The organism is Peribacillus sp. FSL K6-1552 (assembly GCF_038005205.1).
GTDB lineage: Bacteria > Bacillota > Bacilli > Bacillales > DSM-1321 > Peribacillus > Peribacillus butanolivorans.
On the sequence record NZ_JBBOST010000001.1, the window covers coordinates 3,536,869 to 3,555,814 of the forward strand.

Genomic DNA, 18,946 nt, shown 5'->3' on the forward strand with positions numbered 1-18,946 from the left:
TACATCGATGAATCAGACTTATACAAAATCACAAAAGATCCGCCTATTATTTTATATATTAATCCCCATTCTGATCACTCAAATTGGCCTTTATGCCATGACATTTTTTGATGTGATGATGTCTGGACAGTACAGTACGGAGGACGTTGCTGGCGTTTCAATCGGTAGTTCACTTTGGACACCTGTTTATACGGGGTTGAGCGGGATTTTGATTGCCTTAACGCCGGTGGTCTCACAGCTCGTCGGTTCCAAGCAGTCTAAATCCGTTTCCTATTCAGTAATGCAGGCAGTTTATTTAGCCGTCACTTTAGCTTTAGTCATTTTAATCATTGGGGCGTTTGCATTAAACCCCCTATTAAATGCCATGAATCTTGAAGATACTGTCCACCGGGTAGCCCATGACTATTTGATCGCCCTTTCAATCGGGATTATTCCCCTATTCGTTTATAATGCGTTGAGAGCCTTCATTGATGCGCTTGGCCAAACTAGAATTTCTATGATAATAACCTTATGTGCACTGCCAATTAACGTCATATTTAATTACCTGTTAATATACGGAAAGTTTGGATTCCCCGAACTTGGCGGCGTTGGTTCAGGGTATGCAACAGCAATTACTTATTGGTTAATTGCCATGGTTGCCATCCTTGTTGTGGTGAAAATCAGCCCATTTTCGACCTATAAAGTTTTCCGTGAGTTTTTCCGGATTTCCTGGAAAGAGTGGCGTGCACTATTAATAATTGGGGTGCCTATCGGGCTGGCTATCTTTTTTGAAACAAGTATTTTCTCAGCCGTTACCCTTTTGATGAGTAAATATGATACCGTGACAATTGCTTCGCACCAGATTGCAATGAATTTTGCATCATTGCTTTATATGATGCCGCTAAGTATATCAATGGCATTGACAATTGTAATTGGATTTGAAATCGGGGCAGCTCGATATAAAGATGCCAAAGAATACAGCTGGATTGGGATTTCCATGGCATTAACGATGTCGCTTGTTTTGTCGGCCATTCTATTTCTCTTCCGTGAACCCGTCGCGTCGGCTTACACAAAAGACTATAATGTAATGATGCTGACATCACATTTTTTAATATATGCAATCTTCTTTCAGATTTCTGATGCACTCCAGGCACCAATACAAGGAATACTACGAGGATATAAAGATGTAAATGTTACCTTTGCTATGTCTCTAGTATCCTATTGGATTCTAGGACTACCCATCGGTTTTATATTTGCAAAATATACAGATATGGGAGCCTTCGGATATTGGATTGGCTTAATTTCCGGTTTGGCTCTTGGAGCTATAGGTTTGGCAGCACGTTTAAGGTATATACAGCAAGTAAAATATAAAAAAATGGTTTAAAAAAAGGTGAGGCCGAATTAACGGACTCACCTTTTTCCATTTTAATAACCAAATTAAACAAACTAAGCTTTGTGAATTTTCCCCAAAACATCTTTTCCACCTGTGACCGGAATGATGCTTCCGGTAATAAAATCGGATTGTTCATCACATAAGAACGTGATGACTCGAGCTAAATCTTCTCCCGTCCCCGGTCTGCCAATTGGAACAGTTACATCCTTTTGTCCTTTTGCAACTATTATCTCTTCTTCCTTCCATTCACCAATAATATCGCCGGGACAGACCATATTCACGGTGATTCCATTTGTTGCTTCTTCAACCGCTAAAGTTCTAGTTAAGGAAGTCAATCCGCTTTTGGCTGCGGCAAAAGCGGAACGATAAATCCAACCTGGTGCCGTCTCACAGCGGTCAAACCCTAAAGTAATGATCCTCCCCCAACTTCTTCTGCGCATATGAGGAATAATTTCCTTAGCAAAATAGAAAAAACCATTTAAATTACCGTTCATAATGTAATTCCACTCATCACTGCTATATTCGGTCATAGGCCTACGTTCATGCATATATGGCCCAGCATTATGAATGAACATGTCAACATGTCCGAAGGCTTCTATGACCAATTCTGTTACCTGTTTGCAATCTTTCTCACTTGAAGCATCACCTTCAAGAGCGAGTGCCTTAATATGGTACCTTTCCTGCAATTCAGTCACCAATGCTAAAGCTGCTTTTTTACTTTTTCGATACGTAATGATAATAGACACTCCATTATTTGCGAGTGAATAGGCGATTCTCTTGCCGATTCCCGTTGCTCCTCCAGTTATAAAAGCTACTTTATCATCCACAGGCTTTCCCTCTTTATCTAATGGATTTTACTTAATTATACATAAGTTTGATTCATTTTCTATAATTTAGCAAATATACAAATGAACATCTAGGCTTCAGCCTGCATAAAATAACAGAAATAACCCTGTCAGTTGATTGCAGGAGAGAGGAATTCAACATGTTTCCTTGGAATTCACTTTTTTCTTTAAAAAATAACTCAAACCAAAAGGATTTCATGAAAAGTATGCAGCAAAGTGATGTACAGTCGTTCATTGAAAAGGTATTTTCGCAGATGATCCCTGAAAATATGCAAGGAATGATGCAACAAAACGATACTAGCTCACAAAAAGAAAATACCAGAACTGAACACCCTTTACATGCCGAGGTATTTGAAACCCATTTATTTGTCTTTGTAAGAATTCCCATAGAAGATGAAGCATGGCTAAAAAAAATGAAACTTTACCATACATCTAATCAATCCATCGTTGAGGGAATCCCAGAAGAGACGGACCGGCATGTAATTACATTGCCAGCTCTTGTAAAGAAGAAAGGAGCATCCGCACAATTTAAAGAATCAACATTGGAAATCCGTCTGCAGAAAAGTTTCAATGCCCAGTATTCAGAAATTGATGTATCCGATATTTAATTTGGCGTTACTGGAGCCTCACTAATGAATAAGTGCGGTTCCTGCTTTTGTGTTGATGCGGGTATTTGTAAAAACGATGCTATTTATAGCAGTATCGACTAAAATTATACGCGGATTTGATGGAATTCATTCTCTTTAGAATCAATTCCCTTATCTATCCTATATATTTCAACGACTGAATAAAAAAAAGAGTGCACCCATATGATTCCCAGGGTACACTCTTCTATTAATCTATCATTCTTATTATTTTCCGATGAACTGTTGAGTCCAGTAGTTACCAGATTCTACGTAGCCTACTCCGATATGAGTAAAGCTTGAGTTCATGATGTTTTCACGATGTCCTTGGCTGTTCATCCAAGCTTCAACTACTTCTTCAGGTGTTTTTTGACCTTGTGCGATATTTTCCCCAGCTGATGTGTAGCTGATTCCGAATTTTTTCATCATATCAAATGGAGAGCCGTAAGTTGGGCTATTGTGATCAAAGTAATTTTTGTCTTTCATATCTTGAGATTTCAAACGAGCAACCTTGCTCAATTCTGTATCTATTTTAAGAGCTGCCAAACCTTGTTTTGCACGCTCTGCATTAGTTAATTTAACCACTTGTTGTTCAAAAGCGCTTAATTCAGAGCTTGTCTCTGTTTTTTCATCAGTATTTTTTTCAGGTTGTGAATTCGTAGTTCCAGCTGGTTTTTGAACTGGTTTTTGAGCTTGTTCTTGAGCTGGTTGTTGAACTGGTTTTTGAACTGGTTGTTGAACTGGTTGTTGAACTGGTTGTTGAACCGGTTTTTGAACTTGTAAGGATTGTGATTGTGAAGCAGGTAATGTTATGTTGTATTTAGTTAAATATTGGTTAAGGACTTTTTGCATATCCTCTTGATTAATAGATTTATATGTTACTTGTTTAACAGTATCACAGTTTGCTGCTTCTGCTTGGTTAGCTCCCACTCCAGTGAAAATTATAGCTGCTGCTGCTGCTGCTGACATAAACATTTTCTTTTTCATTCGTAATTCCTCCTGTAAAGTTCATTGGTGTTTTGTTTCTGGATTCATCATAACATGCGTTTTTTGTAATATAGACACCATTTATTTCCATGTGATTTACAGGTAACGAATGTGAAAAAATTATAATCCAAGTTTCAGCGAAAGCAATCAAGAAAGCTTTCTCTATCTATGTTTTGGGATCTAGTACATATACTCATATTTTCCCAAACAATCCTTGTCAATGGTAGTTACATAGAACCATTTCCATGGAATACTAATAACTTTTAGTTGACATCTCGTTGTCGAACTCACTAGTATGACTTTCTTTACTTTTATGTTACAAATTTATCGATTTAAAGTTGATTTTCGTCATTTTTCTGTGTACTTTTTAAAGTAATGAGAATTTAAATTTCATATATTCTAAAACTACTATTTAAAAATCCTTTATTTTTCCAAAAATAAAAAACAATCCGGGTAAACCCCGAATTGTTTTAGTTTTATCAGTAAAATTATTATTTCTTTTCTTCATCATTCATCTCGTCCATTTCCTTTTTACCTCCGTTTTCTTCAGGCTGACTTGGTTTGCCTATGACGAATTCCTTTTTAGGCATGTTGTGCATATTCCTTGCCGTTACATGAGCATAAACATAATAGGTTCCTTCTTTATCAAAGGTTTTTTCCAATTCATAGATACCTTTTCCTTTATGTTTTACAGCCGTTTTGTCATGGTCATCACTATTTGCAAGCCATATTTCAAAACTGACATCATCCGCATCTGTCACTTCTTCATCCCCATAAGTCACTTTTGCCTGAAACTTTATCGGCTCATTTATTGCTCCTTGAACAGGATCGACAGTTAACTCGACATTCAGCATTTTCGGAATTTCCTCTTCCTTGCCACATCCTGCCAACAAGATTAAAGCTGTACATAATAACATTATCTTTTTTATCATTGAACGTTTCCCCTTTTTTATGAAGTCCAATCGTCTTTTATGGTCGGAAGCACAATGCTGACTTTTGTACCTGTATGTTCCCTGCTTTCTATTTCAATTTTACCATTTTGTAGCTCCACCAATTTTTTCACGATGGAAAGACCCAGCCCCGATCCGCCATCAAATCGGCTTCGTGCTTTGTTTACTCTATAAAAGCGATTCATGACATAAGGTAAATCAGCTGCAGGAATCCCGTTACCCGTGTCAGTGACTATGAGCTCACAATCTCCTTTATGCTGTCTTAAAGTAATTTTGATGAATCCATCTGGATTCGTATACTTAACGGCGTTATCAAAGACATTATGAAGGATTTGCTCTATCCTTCCTTCATCTCCTAGTATAATTGGATCCGGATCTAGTTCGAGCTGTAAACCAAGCTGCTTTTCTTTTAATATCGGTTCATATTTGGCAAGTACATCTTCAATGAATTGCGCATAGGCAATCGGAGTTTTATTTAAAGTGAATTGATCACTGTCCAATTTAGATAAGTCCATCAAATCACCGACAAGCCGCTGTAGCCTAAGTGCTTCCCTTGAAATAAGTTGAAGATATTTTTGCTCTTCTTCCTCATTTTTCACAACACCATCCAATATAGCCTGCGTGTAACCTTTCACGTAACTCAGCGGCGTCCGGAGTTCATGGGCAACATTTTCGAGAAACTCTTTTTTTCTTTCTTCCTCTAAATGAATGGATTTGGCCATTTCATTAAAAGCATGTGCTAGATTCCCTATTTCATCATGGCTCTTTACCTGAATCTGTATGTCATAATCTCCCTCTGAGACACGATGGGCAGCTGTCTCGATTTCCTTAATCGGACTGACTAGCTTTTTCAACCATTTCGTTGTCAATAAAATGGAAAAAATTAAGAATAAGAGAACGGCTGCCATCCATTTTGCAGCAAATTCCTTAAGTAAATCTGTAATCGAGTCTACAGGAATATATGTATAGATGATACCTTCGAGGCGGTCTTCATCAATCAAGGGAATGATAGCCGCTACGATGTTCTTTTCAAACCTTTTCTCATATCCCTCTTTTTCAACAACCTTTCCATCTAAGAGCATTTGCCGTTCTTCTGCAGAAATGAGGGTGTCATAATTGATTTCAAAGGGAAGGCAGGCACTTAATTCCCTTGGATTATTGACAACAAAGACCTCGCTGTCACTTTTACTGTTAAACCATTCAACTTGTTGTTTGAAGTCATCACTGATCTCACCTCCGAAATAGTCCGCTCCAAGCAAGGAAGCTTCATTGACTAGATCGGTTTTCAACTTTTCCACATACAAATTTTTATAATAATATTGAGAAAGAGAATAAGCGAACAACACTGAAAGAATGATTGCTGTAATGATAGTTAGCCATAGTTTAAAAGAGAGTGATGACCACTTATTACTCATTTTTTTCCTCAATCTTATAACCAATTCCCCAGACAGTTTGAATATAATCGGCCGCCCTCAATTTCATCCTAAGCGTTTTGATATGGGTATCGACCGTACGTAAAGATCCTCCATATTCTCCGCTCCAAACATTTTCAAGTAGTTGTTCACGGCTGAGTGCCTGATTTTTATGACGCATAAGAAATAGAAGCAATTCAAACTCTTTCAAGGTCAAATTGATTGGCTTCCCATCTAGCAGAACCGTTCTTGATTGGAGGTTTAAATTGATTTTACCGAATCGGACGGAATTTTGATTTTCTTCATTCAATGACATTTTCCCTGTTCTTCTTAATACCGCTTCCACCCTTGCTACGAGTTCACCCGGATTAAATGGCTTTACAATGTAATCGTCCCCACCGAGCTTCAACCCTTTTACCTTATCCCATTCTTCACCTTTCGCACTAACAAAAATTACAGGAACATCCGAACTTGAACGGATTTTTTCACAGACGCAAAAACCGTCCATTTCTGGCATCATGATATCCAAAAGGATTAAATCGACTTCATGTGTTTCAACCAGACTTATAGCCTCTTTACCATTTGCAGCTTGAAGGCATCGATACCCTGAGTTAAGCAAATACATTTCAACTAAATTACGCATATCTTCTTCATCATCAACGACTAAAATGGTGTAAGCGTGCATGTTATCTACTCCCTCAACATCAATTGAAATGGACCTTGACCGACTTTGATGGTTTTTTTAACCTCGACTGTTTCAGCATCCATTACATACACTTCATCACTATCATATCCCGCCACAATCACGTCTTGTTTAAAGTTCGCCATTTCAAAAGGATTGACGCCGACCACTCTGCTTTTCACTTCTTCATACTGATCATTCAATTTATATAAGGAGCTAGTGCCGTGACTGAGGATAAAAATCCCTTCAGCATTCTCAATGAACTTTATCGGCATAGTTGGGGCCTTCAACTTTTGCTTCAACTCTCCCGTTTTTGCCGAATAAATATAGAGATTTTCTTCTACTTGGTCTCCAACACCATGGCCGCCTATCCAAACTTCATCCTTTTCTTCCCTTAATAAGGTGCCTGTGGAAGAACTATGTATCGGAAATTCCATATCCACCTTTTTCGTCTCCAGATTGATTACCGAACATTTGGTATCGCCAAAGTTAATGACATACAAGCGATTCGCTTTCTCTCCTTGAAGAACGGTCAATGGGCTTTTCCCAACCTTGACTATATCCTGCTCCTCACCTTTATCATTTAAAAAATAGATGGAATGATTCGACTGATTGACTGCCACGATGCTTTTTCCATCATGAAGCAACAGCATATTGACAATCCCTTTCCCTATTTCCCAGCTGTCTATCAGTTTTCCGGCTGATAATGAAAACACCTGGATTTTCTCCATCTCTTTTCCATAAAGAAGTATAGTATCTTTATCTGCTAGGAGCAATGCTCCGGTAAATGGTTCTGAAATATCCCAATTGGCAAAAGGTTGATAGTTTTTATCTATAAATGTAAGGGACGTATCCTTAATATTGACTGTCGCCAAAAAAGATTTATCTTTGTTTATTTTTGTATATGTATCACTGCTATTACACCCACTAAGTAGTATGACGGCAAACAAAAGCGCAACACCCCACTTCATATTTTAGGCTCCTTATTCATTAAATATCTATTTTTTTAAAATTTTAACAATGAGTTGTGAAAAAAGTATGAAGCAAAAAAGAATATTAACTAACATTCACTTGTGATATTTACTTCGAGGATGAGAGCCTTTCGAGTTCCGTAACATAGGCCATAACGATTGCGTTCTTTTTCTCAGCAGAAAGCGAAGATTCCATCACCCGTTTAATGCTGAGGTAAAACTTTTCAAGTATTGGTTTTCGGGCACGAGGATGGGTGTTTTCATCTAAAAGTTCACGTCGGATAAGTTCTGATAACACTTTTCCCCCTTCCCCATTTGTTATCTTCCGATTATTCCAGATACTTATATATGCTTCCAATAATGCTTCATTCATGACTGTTTCTTTCATAAAATTATCCCTTCCATCCATTACTAATTTATACATATTAAGAATCATTTTCGTAAAGACTACCTTTATAATACGATTACACTTTTAAAAATCCAAAAAAGGAGTGAGTATAATGTCTCAAGTATACCGCTGTCCGAATTGCCGGACAAATAAATCTCGCTTCAATCTCATTCAGCAAATACCAACACCTGTTAAAAAGGATCCGCAATCCGGTGAGATTGTTGAACAATACTCGAACGATTCTCTTCAGCCATTCCATCTAGCTTATAATGGTCCTGAAGTTCGTGTGCAATGTGCAGCATGCGGGTTAATTGAAGATGAGAAAACATTTGCAGCCTTTGGTGGGTTGCAGCAATAAAAATGGTCAGACCCGTTTAATGGGGTCTGACCATTTTCCAATCTTTTTTGACAGCCATTTTGGCCCGGTCAATGGCAATTGGAATAGCTTTTCCTTCCTTATAGCCTTCATTAAGTAAGGCATTCGCAATCTCAATTGCTTTTTCTCGGACATCTTTATCAAGATTTTTTATTGTATCAGTTTTTATTCCATGGCACAAATACCGCCTCCTTGAAAAGAAAGTTAACTTTCTTTTCCCCTCTTTCGTCGGCAGTAATCGTTTAATGTGCTGCTTTTGCTTCCAAAGCTTTTAACTGACTAATCATCATTTCTTTATCTAATTTCTCACCGATAATAACGATATTTAATGGCATTTTTATCATTTCATTCATATACATTGGCATTCCGTATGAGTATTGAAATAAATGAGGGTATTGTGAATGTGTGAAGGAAATGTATCCTTTCATTCGATAGACCGTTTCTGGAAGTGCCCTAAGCCAATCTTCAAAGTCAGTTTGTGCCACTGCCCCTTCAAATGTATGAACAACGGCCGTTAAATGCAAATGGCTCTGGACATCCAGTTTTTGATGGACTTTATGCTGTTTCCTTTGCATCTGTTGCAAAGATATCAAGGAGACAGCTGCATACTCTGTCAATAAACATACAGCTTCAGGATTCAGACCTTGAATGGAATAAATAAGTTGGGCTGCCTCCATTTCGCTTACTAGATCCGCTTTATTTAATAAAATGAAATCCGCATGATGGATTTGCTCAGCAAGCAACTGGCGTAGCTGTGGAGAAAGCTCATCTCGGTCGCGCCACCTCAACAAGTCAACAACTGTTATAATCCCTTTATATTCCAGATTTCTCGCAAATAGCGGCGACATAATGCCATCCAGCACTTCAACTGGATGCGCAGCACCTGTTGTTTCAATATAAACGGCGTCTAAATCATTTTCCGTCAACAATTCATGCAGCTGAACCTCGAGCTTATCCTGAATTGTACAACAGATACAACCGTCAAACAGCTCCTTCAGAGGTACCTCATCACCAATCAAACCGCTGTCCACTGAAACACTGCCGAGCTCATTTAATAGCACGGCCACTTTTCTACCCGCGTCACTTTCCTGCTTTAATATATTTCGAAGAAGCGTTGTTTTCCCGCTACCGAGAAAACCACCTAATATGTACACTTCGGTTGTTTTCATTCGTATCTGCTCCTATAATCCAGCTAAATTTAATTCCGTTAAATTTTATCATACTTGCCCTTCTAAAGCACCCGCGAAGGCCATATAAAAAAACCAGCCCGATAGCTGGTTTTTCTCGATTGATTTATGCTTGAACTTCGTCTTTTTCGTAAATTGGGACCCAACCTGCTGCTGTTACGAAGATACGGACAGCTACAGTTTTTCTATCTTCTGCTAACGTGAAGTAATGACGCGTCGATTCTGGTACGCTGATTAAATCTCCAGGATTCAGTCGTACATCAAACCATTTTTGTTCACTGCCTTCAATAGCAAAGATACTGGTTCCACCTGCTATAAAACGTACTTCATCATCTTCATGATGATGTTCCTGCTTAAAGTTTTCAAGCATTTGATCCAAGTTTGGGTTTGCATCGGATAGTGTGATGATATCATGTGCTTTATATCCGCGTCTTTCAGAAATCTCTGCAATCTCTGATTTGAACGTTACAAGGATTTCATTTTTATCGTCATCCGTTAGATCATATTTTTCTACCAGATGGGACGGTAATTTCGATATATCCCATTGTTCGTATATAACGCCTTGTGTTTCTAAAAAATTTTTTACCTGTTCACTGTTTTCAATAACCTCATTTGTTTCATGGAATCTAATTGTAGCCATTACCTATTCCTCCTCTATGAGTTTTTATCTTATCGAACCTGTAAAAGCCTGTTGCTGATTGAGCAACAGTTGGTATTGAAACAAAAATTCACATGCTTCTAGAGTTCTTTTTGCTTCGAGTCCACTTTTCCCCCAAACCGTGATTCCGTGATTGCGAATAAGCACCGCTCCTGAGTCTTCTTCGACATGTGGCTTGAACTTTTCAGTTAACAAAGGAATGTCAGCGTGATTGTATATTATTGGAATCCTCAACTCTGCATCTTCATTCCATCGCCCTGTCGCTTTAATAATTTCATGATTACGGAAAGTCACTTCCCCTTCATCTCCATATAATTCAGAAATCACATTATTTTCTACAGTATGGACATGGAGTACACAGTTCGCATTAGTTTTCTCGTAAATCACTGTATGAAGCAGAGTTTCAGCAGATGGCCTTAGCTCTGTTTTCTCAACTGGAATTCCTTTTAAATCCACTAGTAAAAAGTCCGCATCCGTTTGCTTCCGTTTATCCTTACCGCTTGACGTAATATAAAAGGATCTGCTTTTAGACTCGCGAATGGATAAATTCCCACTCGTCCCCATAAACCAATCCCGTTCGGCAAGTTCAGCCTTAATTTCCGCTAATTCCTGCCACTCTTTAGTATGGTTCTTCATGCTTTTACCTCCATCTGCTGTTTTAAAATGTGCATCACATCATAAAACGTTTCAAATCCTTGATGGGGAATCTCTTCTGTTCTGCATCTCTCAAGCAGTATGTCACGGGCGATAACAAAATCAGCCTGCTTTGCCGCTTCAAAATCAGTCACCGAATCTCCAATAACAATTTTATAATCATCTGCTTCTGTAATTTCCCTCATTATAGATGGCTTACAGCAACCACAATCATTGTTACATTGTTTATCACAAGTATGCGGCCACTCAATTAAGATCTTTTCCTGATTGAAATAAGCTCTGTTGCAATAAACACAATCTGAAGGCAAGATATCATTTAAAAGCGGTTCAATAAAAAAGTCCATACCGCCACTTACAATATACAAAGGTATGTTCGCTTGTTTTGTAAAATCCACAAATTCGTTGAACCCTGGGCGAATGCCGGCTGTATCCTTCACAAATTGAATAATGTCGTCCTTTAGGCTACTGTCAAGCAGGGAAAACATTTTCCCAACTCCTGTAGATATACTGATTTTTTGCTTAAGAACACCGTCTTTTAGCTCTTCCCATCCCGGAGGTGCAAATTTTTTCATGATAGCGATGATATTATCTGAGTTAGTAATTGTTCCGTCAAAATCACAAAAAATAATCGGTTTCATTATTCCTTACAAGCCTCCCCATAACTCAAGTGCTTTGCTTAGTGCTTCATCTTCATCAGCCGCATCAGATAATGCCTTGCCTGTAAGAACGGCCTCTACAGCAGAACGGAAAGCCTTTGCCCCGCCCTTTGCACCGTCGGGATGTCCGTGGATTCCACCGCCTGCATTAATTACGCTGTCCGTCCCAAAATCCTTTATTAGATTAGGAACCATTCCCGGATGAATACCTGCTGAAGGCACCGGGAAGGCTTTTTTCCATGACGGCTCATCTTTCGTCAAAGCTTCAGCAATCGCTAATGTTTCCTCTTTCTCAAGTGCCACATTTCCATATGGAGAAGGGAATAGAGATAAATCCGCACCTGATAGTCTTACTAATTTTCCAAGCAATAGCGCGTAGCTGACACCATAAAATGACGATGAAGCTACTGCTCCGCTATATGCAGGGTGAGCCATGATCGGTAGATTAATACGATCGTGTTCACGCAAAGCTTGAAGTACATCCAATCCATATGTATGAACGTTAAATAATAAGGCATCGGCACCTGCTTCTGCTGCACGCTCTGCCTTTTCTAATAATTCAAATGTTTTACCTGATAGATTGACAGCATATAAAGTTCGATGGCCCGTTGTTTCATAGACTTCTTTCAAAATTTGTCTGCCCGTTCTTATTCTATCAATGAATGGGGTCTGCTCCTGATCGAAGAGAATCTCATCATCTTTTACCAGGTCGACTCCTCCTAATGCTTGTTGTTTCAGCTGCTCATTATGGAATGAAAGATCCCGTCCTAATACCCCTTTAAAAATACTCATCACCAGAGGCCGGTCCAATACGTTAATCTTTTCTCTTACACCTGTAATCCCAAATTGAGGTCCTGGAAAAGCTTTGTGTATATCGCCAACAAAATCCAAGTCAATCAGTTTGATTTCCCCATCCAATGACAATTTACCGAATACTGTCGTGAGAATAGCCGGTAAATCATTAGAAAAATTTCCCGACGGGTAGGCAATTTTTATCATCGAACGGTACACCTTACGATTGAAATAACGGTTTGCTCTATCTTCTTCAGATAGAGGGGTGACGGAAACAACACGTCCTTTATGTTTCTCCAACTGCTTCTGGACCAAATGAGGCAGGTCCGTCCATGTTCCTACTGTCAAACCTAAGGCAATACTCTCGGCTTTTTTCTCATGTTCGCCATTGAAATCATGAATTAAATAAGTAGCGATTATCTCGCTCATATGATCACTCCTATTAAACGTTAGTAAAGTCTTGAAGTCAGTATTCTAATATCTGGCTAATACGGTTTCTATCCATTTTCCTGTTACCTCGATATATGGAGAATGGAATCTTCGATTGTTAATCCATGTTAAAACAATAAAAGCCCCTTCATAAAGAAGAGGCTTTAAAAAAGCCATCTTCTTATCTCCCAGCTTATAGCTGCAAGAATTAGCACCGTGCCTTGTGGATTCCAAAAAATCCGGCGAAGAATTCCGCCCCATTTCGCAATGGAATTACGGTCGGTTGCTGGGCTTCATAGGGCTAGTCCCTCCACCTGCTCAAAATAAGAAAACGCTGATATATTTAAACTTCAAGTATCAAAAGATTAAGAATTTATTTTGTATTCTGACAGGTAATCCATACTTTGTCAATAAGTTTTCAACAATTTAACGGTAGCTAACTTGTAATCTTCCACTATTCTCCAAATAAATTCAATGCGCGAATCCGTTCAACTGCTTCTTGAAGCCGTTCTTCAGAAGTAAGTAACCCCACCCTAACATATCCTTCTCCAAATTCACCGAATCCATTTCCAGCAGCAACAGCTACGTGAGCATGCGTTAATAAATAATCAGCAAAACTCTCGGACGTGAAACCTTCAGGAATCTTGAGCCATGCAAAGAAAGATGCTTTAGGAGCTTGGACATCCCAGCCGATGGAACGTAATCCATCAATAAAAACATTTCTGCGCCCTTCATATTTGTTCACTAATTCTTCTACGCAACTCTGTGAATCTAGTAACGCACTTGCGGCTGCTTCTTGAATTGCTGGGAAAAGACTTACATAAAGATGATCTTGCAACAGTTCAAGAGCTTCGATGACACTTTTATTTCCAACAGCGAAGCCCACTCTCCATCCTGCCATATTATATGTTTTAGATAAAGTATATATTTCGATACCTACATCTTTTGCCCCCTCTGCTTGAAGGAAACTAATCGGTTTTTTTCCATCAAATCCAATCGCTCCATAAGCAAAATCGTGAACCACACAAATTGAATGTTCTTTCGCAAACGAGACGGTTTCCTCAAAAAAAGCCGAAGTTGCTGATGCTCCAGTTGGATTATTCGGATAGTTCAAGAACATCATTTTGGCTCTTTCAAAGGTTTCTCTATGTATTTCTCCATAATGCGGAAGATAATCATTTTCTTCTGTCAAAGGCATGAATTCTGTTTTTGCTTGGGCTAAAACGACACCAGATAGATAATCAGGATAGCCTGGATCAGGTACCAGAATCGTATCCCCGGGATTCAATAAACACTGTGGAAGTTCGACAAGTCCTGCCTTTCCACCAAATAGAATAGCCACTTCACTATTAGGATCTAACTTGACACCATATTCACGTTCATAAAAGACAGTCGCAGCTTCTTTTAAGTATTGATGTCCTCGGAAAGGAGAATATTTATGATTTATTGTATTTTCTGCAGCAGTCTGCAAACTTTTCACAATATGCTCTGGCGTCGGCTGGTCAGGATTTCCCTGCCCTAAATTAATGACATCATGACCTTGCTCTGTAATTGCCTTAACTTTTGCAACTAGAGAAGCAAAAAACTGCTTGGGTAGTTCCTGAAGCTGTCTGGATTTTTCGAATTGCATCATTTAAACACCTTCTCTGAAATTTCTTGAAATTCTAGTCACAAATGATATATGTTTATCATAGTCTTGTAAAGTGCTTTTTTACATATAGAGATTTAAAAAAATGAAATGGAAAATCTCATTCCACCAAATGGATATTGCCTTTGGATAACCATATATTAATTTTCATTTCGCAGAACAAAAGGATAGAAAAAGCCGGCTAATCTAAACCAGATATAGTTATTTTACCTGAACTTTGAACAGTTGGATACGACTTAACTAGATTGAATGAGATTGCGGATGAAGAAGCAGAAAAAACGATTACATTCATTTTTTATAACATACGTATACAAGGATGGCAGTGAGTCCATACCGTTCAAAAGGTGCGCAAGTTCTATTCGTATCCGCCGAGTGGCCCAAACCGAGGCTCGATCATTAGGGACCGATATAGGGTCAGCCGTGCCATGGAGAACCAAGCCTACGTTTTAGCATTAAATCGTTCAGGGTCCGATTTTAATAAAATATTTGCCGAACAATCCCTGATTATAGATCCATGGGGGAATATCGTAAGTGAAGCCGGCAAAAGAAAGAACTCCTAACAGGTACCCTGGACCTCTCAAAAGTAACGGAAGCATGTAACAAAACTGAATTCGAAGAACTTCGTGCGGATTATTATTAAATTACCCATTGACAAACTATTTAAAAAGTTGATATTATTTTCCCGAAGATTAAAATTTCAGAAAACATTTACATTTACATTTACTCTTATCAAGAGCAGGCTGAGGGATAAAGGCCCTATGAAGCCCAGCAACCGACTGTAATACCATTGTGAAATGGGGCGGAGTTTCCGCCGGATTATAAATCCACAGGGCACGGTGCTAATTCCACCAGAAAGCAATATTTCTGGAAGATAAGAGGTCCGAAGCTAAAACTTCTGCCTCTTTCTATATGAAAGAGGCTTTTTCATTATTATTTTTATATATTTGGAGGGGAAAATAATGACTTTAAACCATTCGAACTTTGAATTACTGTCAAATGAAACTGCAATAACCCTTGCAAAAAAACTAGGGTTGGTCAAAACAGATGCCACTTTAAAATGTAGAGAGATAGGCGATGGAAACTTAAATTATGTTTTTCATATTACAGACACAGCCACAAAAAAAGGAATTATAATCAAACAAGCGGTTCCTTATGCAAAGGTACTTGGTGAAAGTTGGCCGCTGACCTTAAAAAGGGCTGCAATTGAAGCAAATGCACTTATCCATTTTAAGAGCTATTGTCCCGAATTTGTACCGCAAGTCTATTATTCAGATGAACAGCTTGCTATCACAATCATGGAAGACCTCTCACACTTAAAAATAGCGAGAACAGGCTTAATCGATGGCGATCAATTTCCATTACTATCGAAACATATTGGTGAGTATGTTGCGAAAACGGCATTTTACACATCTGATTTGCATTTAGAACCGTCTGCGAAAAAAGAAGTGGCCCGAAACTTCACGAATCCTGAACTCTGCAAAATTACTGAAGTTTTTGTTTTCACAGATCCTTTTTTTGAAGAACTACCGGGTGAGTATGAAGTAGAATTGACGGATGCTGCCAAAAGCATTTGGAATGATCAAGAAGTAATACTTGAAGTCTCTAAGCTGAAACAAAGCTTTGAAACCGAACAGGAAGCCTTACTTCATGGAGATTTACATACGGGAAGTATATTTGCAAGTGATACCGAAACGAAGATTATTGATCCTGAATTCGCTTTTTATGGACCAGTTGGGTTTGATCTTGGCCAATACACAGCAAACCTTCTATTCCAGGCAGTTACACGTAATCCCGCTGGAAAAGAGGAAATTTTCACACACCTCCAAGAATTTTGGGATACTTTTGAAGAGACATATACTAATCTTTGGAATACCCAAAACAAAAGTCCGTTTCGTCAAGTAAATGGTTATCTATCATATGTGCTCACTAAATTCAGAAAAGATGCATATGGTTTTGCTGGCTGTGAGCTGATTCGGAGAACAATAGGCTTATCTCATGTTGCAGATTTAAATGTTATTGAAGATAAAGAAACAAGAATCGCTGCCAAAACGGCTACATTGAAAATTGGTGCTTTTTTAATTAAAAAAAGGGAAGAATTAGATGTTCCAGCTGTGATTGAAGCATTGAAGCAACATACACTGCCTACTTATTCAACCCTTTAAAAGGAGAACTACATATGACGACGACGACAACAGCCTTACCTTATTCCGTTCAATGGGATGATACTCATATAACTTTATTAAATCAACAGGCCTTACCTACAATTACAGAATTCATTAAACTTTATTCCGTTGAGGATGTATTTGACAGCATTTTGACATTAAAGGTCCGCGGTGCCCCAGCAATTGGTCTAACTGCAGCATTCGGTGTCGCACTTGGAGCGAATCAGGATGGTTCAACTGATTTAGGGGAATTCAAACAAAATGTAACTAAGCATATTAAAAAACTAGCTTCTTCACGCCCTACTGCAGTCAACCTTTTTTGGGCGTTAAAAAGGATGGAAAACATTTTGCAAGCAGCCAAGAGTATTCCAACTGCCAAAGAGGCACTTATACTGGAAGCAAAAGCAATCTTTACAGAAGATGAAGAAATGTGCCGAAAAATCGGGGAACATGGTTTATCCTTATTTGCTGAAGGAGATTCCATATTAACGCATTGCAACGCTGGGGGAATTGCCACTGCTCGCTATGGTACAGCCTTGGCTCCCTTCCATCTAGCGAAAGAAAGAGCCTTTCCGATAAAGGTATATGCATGTGAAACAAGACCTGTCCTGCAAGGGGCACGTTTGACTGCTTGGGAACTAATGCAATCCGGAGTGGACGTCACTTTAATCTCTGACAATATGGCTGCTCATACCATTCATCACAAACAAATCAATGGCATTATAGTTGGTGCTGATAGGATTGCGGCAAACGGAGATACTGCTAATAAAATCGGGACCTTGGGATTGGCAATATTAGCTAATCATTACGGTATCCCATTCTATGTGGCTGCTCCTTCAAGCACTTTCGACCTTTCCCTTGAATCTGGCACATCCATCCCGATTGAGGAGCGGAATGGGGACGAGATTACCTTCATTCAAGGAGTAAAGATAGCCCCAGATAATGTAAAGACATTCAATCCAGCCTTTGACGTCACACCGAATCATCTAATCACGAGCATCATAACAGAAAACGGTATTATTTCACCAGACTATGTGAAAAACATTCCGCTTTTTGTCAATTGAGCCAGGTTTCATCTTTTAGATGAAACTAATCATAACGAGGCGGAATCGCATATGTGATTTCGCCTCGTTCATTTTACTATGATATTTATATTTATTCTTGCGAGGTTCTTTATAAAAGATTCTATATTATTAAATCAAGCTTAATTTTTCAAAAAATTGATTAAATATTAACAAATAGTGATCAGCACTTCTTACCTTGAAAAAAATTCTTGAAGTGCCTCCTTATTTTTAGTGTGGTCCATTTTCAAAACCGCTCCAGATTGGGGATATATTTCATCTTTATAGCTTCCTTCAACTGGAATCCTTAAGGTTTCTACAGAATCTGGGGATTGGAAGACAACTTGAGAGCCCATTTCCATAATCGTTTTCATCCCAATATCCGTATCTAGGTAGGACATCCCTTTTTCAATAATACTAGGTAGGGCGACCATCCCTTCAAAGGATGAGATTTGATTAATAAATCCCGTTTTTAATTGAACTAATACTTCCTGTTGACGCGCGACCCGTCCAAAATCACTTTCATCATCATGTCGGAAACGGACATATTTCAATATTTCCTCACCATGTAATACATTTTTACCGGTGCTGGCTTCAATGCTCATATCATCAATAATTTCCTGATTCACATCTACCATCACACCATCTGGGGCAAGTAGGTCAACCATCTTTACGAAACCCTTAAAATCAATTACTGCAACATGATCGACTTTAACATCAAAGTTTTCTTGTATTGTTTTCTTAAGTAGTTCACTGCCACCATAATAATAAGCAGAATTTATTTTGTTATATCCGTATTTATAACCCGGTATTTTCACATAACTATCACGCATAATAGAAGCCAGTTTTAGCTTCTGCTGCTCAGGAAAGTAGCGTGCTAGTATCACAGCATCTGCCCGAGAATCATCCTCTCCACGAGAATCGACACCAATCAATAGAAATGTTTTCATACTTTCTTGGCTCTCTTCTATGGAAAGGTTTTTTTCCGTATTTTTATTCTTACTTAGTTGGGGAACAGGCGAATATGAACAACCAGCCAGCATTAAGACAATTAAACATATGAACAGTACCTTCTCTTTCATATCCTCACCTC

Annotated in this window: 21 protein-coding genes, 1 pseudogene and 2 riboswitches; of the genes and pseudogenes, 6 read left to right on the top strand and 16 right to left on the bottom strand. The window is 38.6% G+C overall.

The features are described 5' to 3' along the window. The first annotated feature begins 7 nt into the window (after positions 1–7). Positions 8–1,363: an MATE family efflux transporter gene (locus NST21_RS16890; protein ID WP_340890354.1), complete on the top strand. Its 1,356-nt coding sequence runs from the start codon at positions 8–10 to the stop codon at positions 1,361–1,363. A 62-nt stretch (positions 1,364–1,425) separates the two neighbouring features. Here the strand turns inward: NST21_RS16890 and NST21_RS16895 are convergent, their stop codons facing one another. After that, positions 1,426–2,199, bottom strand: a complete 774-nt coding sequence (locus tag NST21_RS16895; protein WP_053346579.1) for an SDR family oxidoreductase — start codon at positions 2,197–2,199, stop codon at positions 1,426–1,428. A gap of 158 nt (positions 2,200–2,357) precedes the next feature. Between NST21_RS16895 and NST21_RS16900 the strand changes: the two genes are divergently transcribed. Next, a complete protein-coding gene (locus NST21_RS16900) occupies positions 2,358–2,825 on the top strand; it encodes a spore coat protein (RefSeq protein ID WP_098176322.1) in 468 nt (155 codons plus the stop codon). A 243-nt stretch (positions 2,826–3,068) separates the two neighbouring features. Here NST21_RS16900 and NST21_RS16905 read toward each other — a convergent pair whose 3' ends face one another. The 6 genes from NST21_RS16905 to NST21_RS16930 form a co-directional block, all read right to left on the bottom strand. Beyond that, positions 3,069–3,827 carry a CAP domain-containing protein gene (locus NST21_RS16905; protein WP_340890356.1) on the bottom strand — a complete coding sequence of 253 codons (759 nt, stop codon included), beginning with the start codon at positions 3,825–3,827 and terminating at the stop codon, positions 3,069–3,071. Positions 3,828–4,318: 491 nt separating this feature from the next. Further along, complete coding sequence (locus NST21_RS16910; protein ID WP_340890357.1) at positions 4,319–4,759, bottom strand: FixH family protein; 441 nt, start codon at positions 4,757–4,759, stop codon at positions 4,319–4,321. Positions 4,760–4,776: 17 nt separating this feature from the next. Further along, a complete protein-coding gene (locus NST21_RS16915; protein ID WP_056520759.1) occupies positions 4,777–6,192 on the bottom strand; it encodes a sensor histidine kinase in 1,416 nt (471 codons plus the stop codon). Then, positions 6,185–6,874, bottom strand: coding sequence for a response regulator transcription factor (locus NST21_RS16920; RefSeq protein ID WP_056520761.1), 690 nt, complete (start codon positions 6,872–6,874; stop codon positions 6,185–6,187). The genes NST21_RS16915 and NST21_RS16920 overlap by 8 nt, the downstream gene beginning before the upstream one ends. 5 nt (positions 6,875–6,879) lie before the next feature. Next, positions 6,880–7,842 carry a YncE family protein gene (locus NST21_RS16925; protein WP_340890358.1) on the bottom strand — a complete coding sequence of 321 codons (963 nt, stop codon included), beginning with the start codon at positions 7,840–7,842 and terminating at the stop codon, positions 6,880–6,882. A 109-nt stretch (positions 7,843–7,951) separates the two neighbouring features. Then, the gene (locus tag NST21_RS16930) at positions 7,952–8,230 is read right to left on the bottom strand and encodes a hypothetical protein (protein ID WP_235569554.1); all 279 of its coding nucleotides are present in this window, start codon (positions 8,228–8,230) and stop codon (positions 7,952–7,954) included. 112 nt (positions 8,231–8,342) lie between these two features. Between NST21_RS16930 and NST21_RS16935 the strand changes: the two genes are divergently transcribed. After that, complete coding sequence (locus tag NST21_RS16935) at positions 8,343–8,588, top strand: hypothetical protein (protein ID WP_056520764.1); 246 nt, start codon at positions 8,343–8,345, stop codon at positions 8,586–8,588. Positions 8,589–8,646: 58 nt separating this feature from the next. On the opposite strand, the pseudogene NST21_RS16940 reads toward NST21_RS16935, so the two are convergent. From NST21_RS16940 to NST21_RS16975, 8 genes and pseudogenes are all read right to left on the bottom strand, one after another. Then, positions 8,647–8,787: pseudogene (locus NST21_RS16940) on the bottom strand (hypothetical protein); the annotation flags it as partial. Between the two features lie 61 nt (positions 8,788–8,848). Next, on the bottom strand, positions 8,849–9,775 hold the full coding sequence (locus NST21_RS16945) for a CobW family GTP-binding protein (protein WP_340890359.1): 927 nt from the start codon (positions 9,773–9,775) through the stop codon (positions 8,849–8,851). A 124-nt stretch (positions 9,776–9,899) separates the two neighbouring features. After that, entirely contained in the window at positions 9,900–10,433 is a 534-nt protein-coding gene (locus NST21_RS16950) for a cupin domain-containing protein (RefSeq protein WP_098176314.1), read from the bottom strand. Between the two features lie 24 nt (positions 10,434–10,457). Further along, complete coding sequence (locus NST21_RS16955) at positions 10,458–11,087, bottom strand: methylthioribulose 1-phosphate dehydratase (RefSeq protein WP_340890360.1); 630 nt, start codon at positions 11,085–11,087, stop codon at positions 10,458–10,460. Further along, on the bottom strand, positions 11,084–11,743 hold the full coding sequence (locus tag NST21_RS16960; RefSeq protein WP_340890361.1) for a 2-hydroxy-3-keto-5-methylthiopentenyl-1-phosphate phosphatase: 660 nt from the start codon (positions 11,741–11,743) through the stop codon (positions 11,084–11,086). The genes NST21_RS16955 and NST21_RS16960 overlap by 4 nt, the downstream gene beginning before the upstream one ends. Positions 11,744–11,749: 6 nt before the next feature. After that, a complete protein-coding gene (gene mtnW, locus NST21_RS16965; RefSeq protein ID WP_340890362.1) occupies positions 11,750–12,982 on the bottom strand; it encodes a 2,3-diketo-5-methylthiopentyl-1-phosphate enolase in 1,233 nt (410 codons plus the stop codon). Positions 12,983–13,027: 45 nt separating this feature from the next. Further along, a complete protein-coding gene (locus NST21_RS16970) occupies positions 13,028–13,159 on the bottom strand; it encodes a hypothetical protein (RefSeq protein WP_340890363.1) in 132 nt (43 codons plus the stop codon). Position 13,160: 1 nt separating this feature from the next. After that, a riboswitch (SAM riboswitch) is annotated at positions 13,161–13,312 on the bottom strand. A gap of 124 nt (positions 13,313–13,436) precedes the next feature. Continuing rightward, positions 13,437–14,615, bottom strand: coding sequence for a pyridoxal phosphate-dependent aminotransferase (locus NST21_RS16975; RefSeq protein ID WP_340890364.1), 1,179 nt, complete (start codon positions 14,613–14,615; stop codon positions 13,437–13,439). Between the two features lie 440 nt (positions 14,616–15,055). On the opposite strand from NST21_RS16975, the gene NST21_RS16980 reads away from it, so the two are divergent. The 3 genes from NST21_RS16980 to mtnA all read left to right on the top strand — a co-directional run bounded on the left by NST21_RS16980 (position 15,056) and on the right by mtnA (position 17,856). Beyond that, a complete protein-coding gene (locus NST21_RS16980) occupies positions 15,056–15,190 on the top strand; it encodes a nitrilase-related carbon-nitrogen hydrolase (RefSeq protein ID WP_340890365.1) in 135 nt (44 codons plus the stop codon). Between the two features lie 163 nt (positions 15,191–15,353). Continuing rightward, positions 15,354–15,508: riboswitch (SAM riboswitch) on the top strand. Between the two features lie 81 nt (positions 15,509–15,589). Further along, positions 15,590–16,792, top strand: a complete 1,203-nt coding sequence (mtnK, locus tag NST21_RS16985; protein WP_340890366.1) for an S-methyl-5-thioribose kinase — start codon at positions 15,590–15,592, stop codon at positions 16,790–16,792. Positions 16,793–16,806: 14 nt separating this feature from the next. Beyond that, a complete protein-coding gene (mtnA, locus tag NST21_RS16990) occupies positions 16,807–17,856 on the top strand; it encodes an S-methyl-5-thioribose-1-phosphate isomerase (protein ID WP_340890367.1) in 1,050 nt (349 codons plus the stop codon). Positions 17,857–18,047: 191 nt separating this feature from the next. Here mtnA and NST21_RS16995 read toward each other — a convergent pair whose 3' ends face one another. Next, entirely contained in the window at positions 18,048–18,935 is an 888-nt protein-coding gene (locus tag NST21_RS16995; protein ID WP_340890368.1) for an LCP family protein, read from the bottom strand. Positions 18,936–18,946 lie beyond the last annotated feature (11 nt).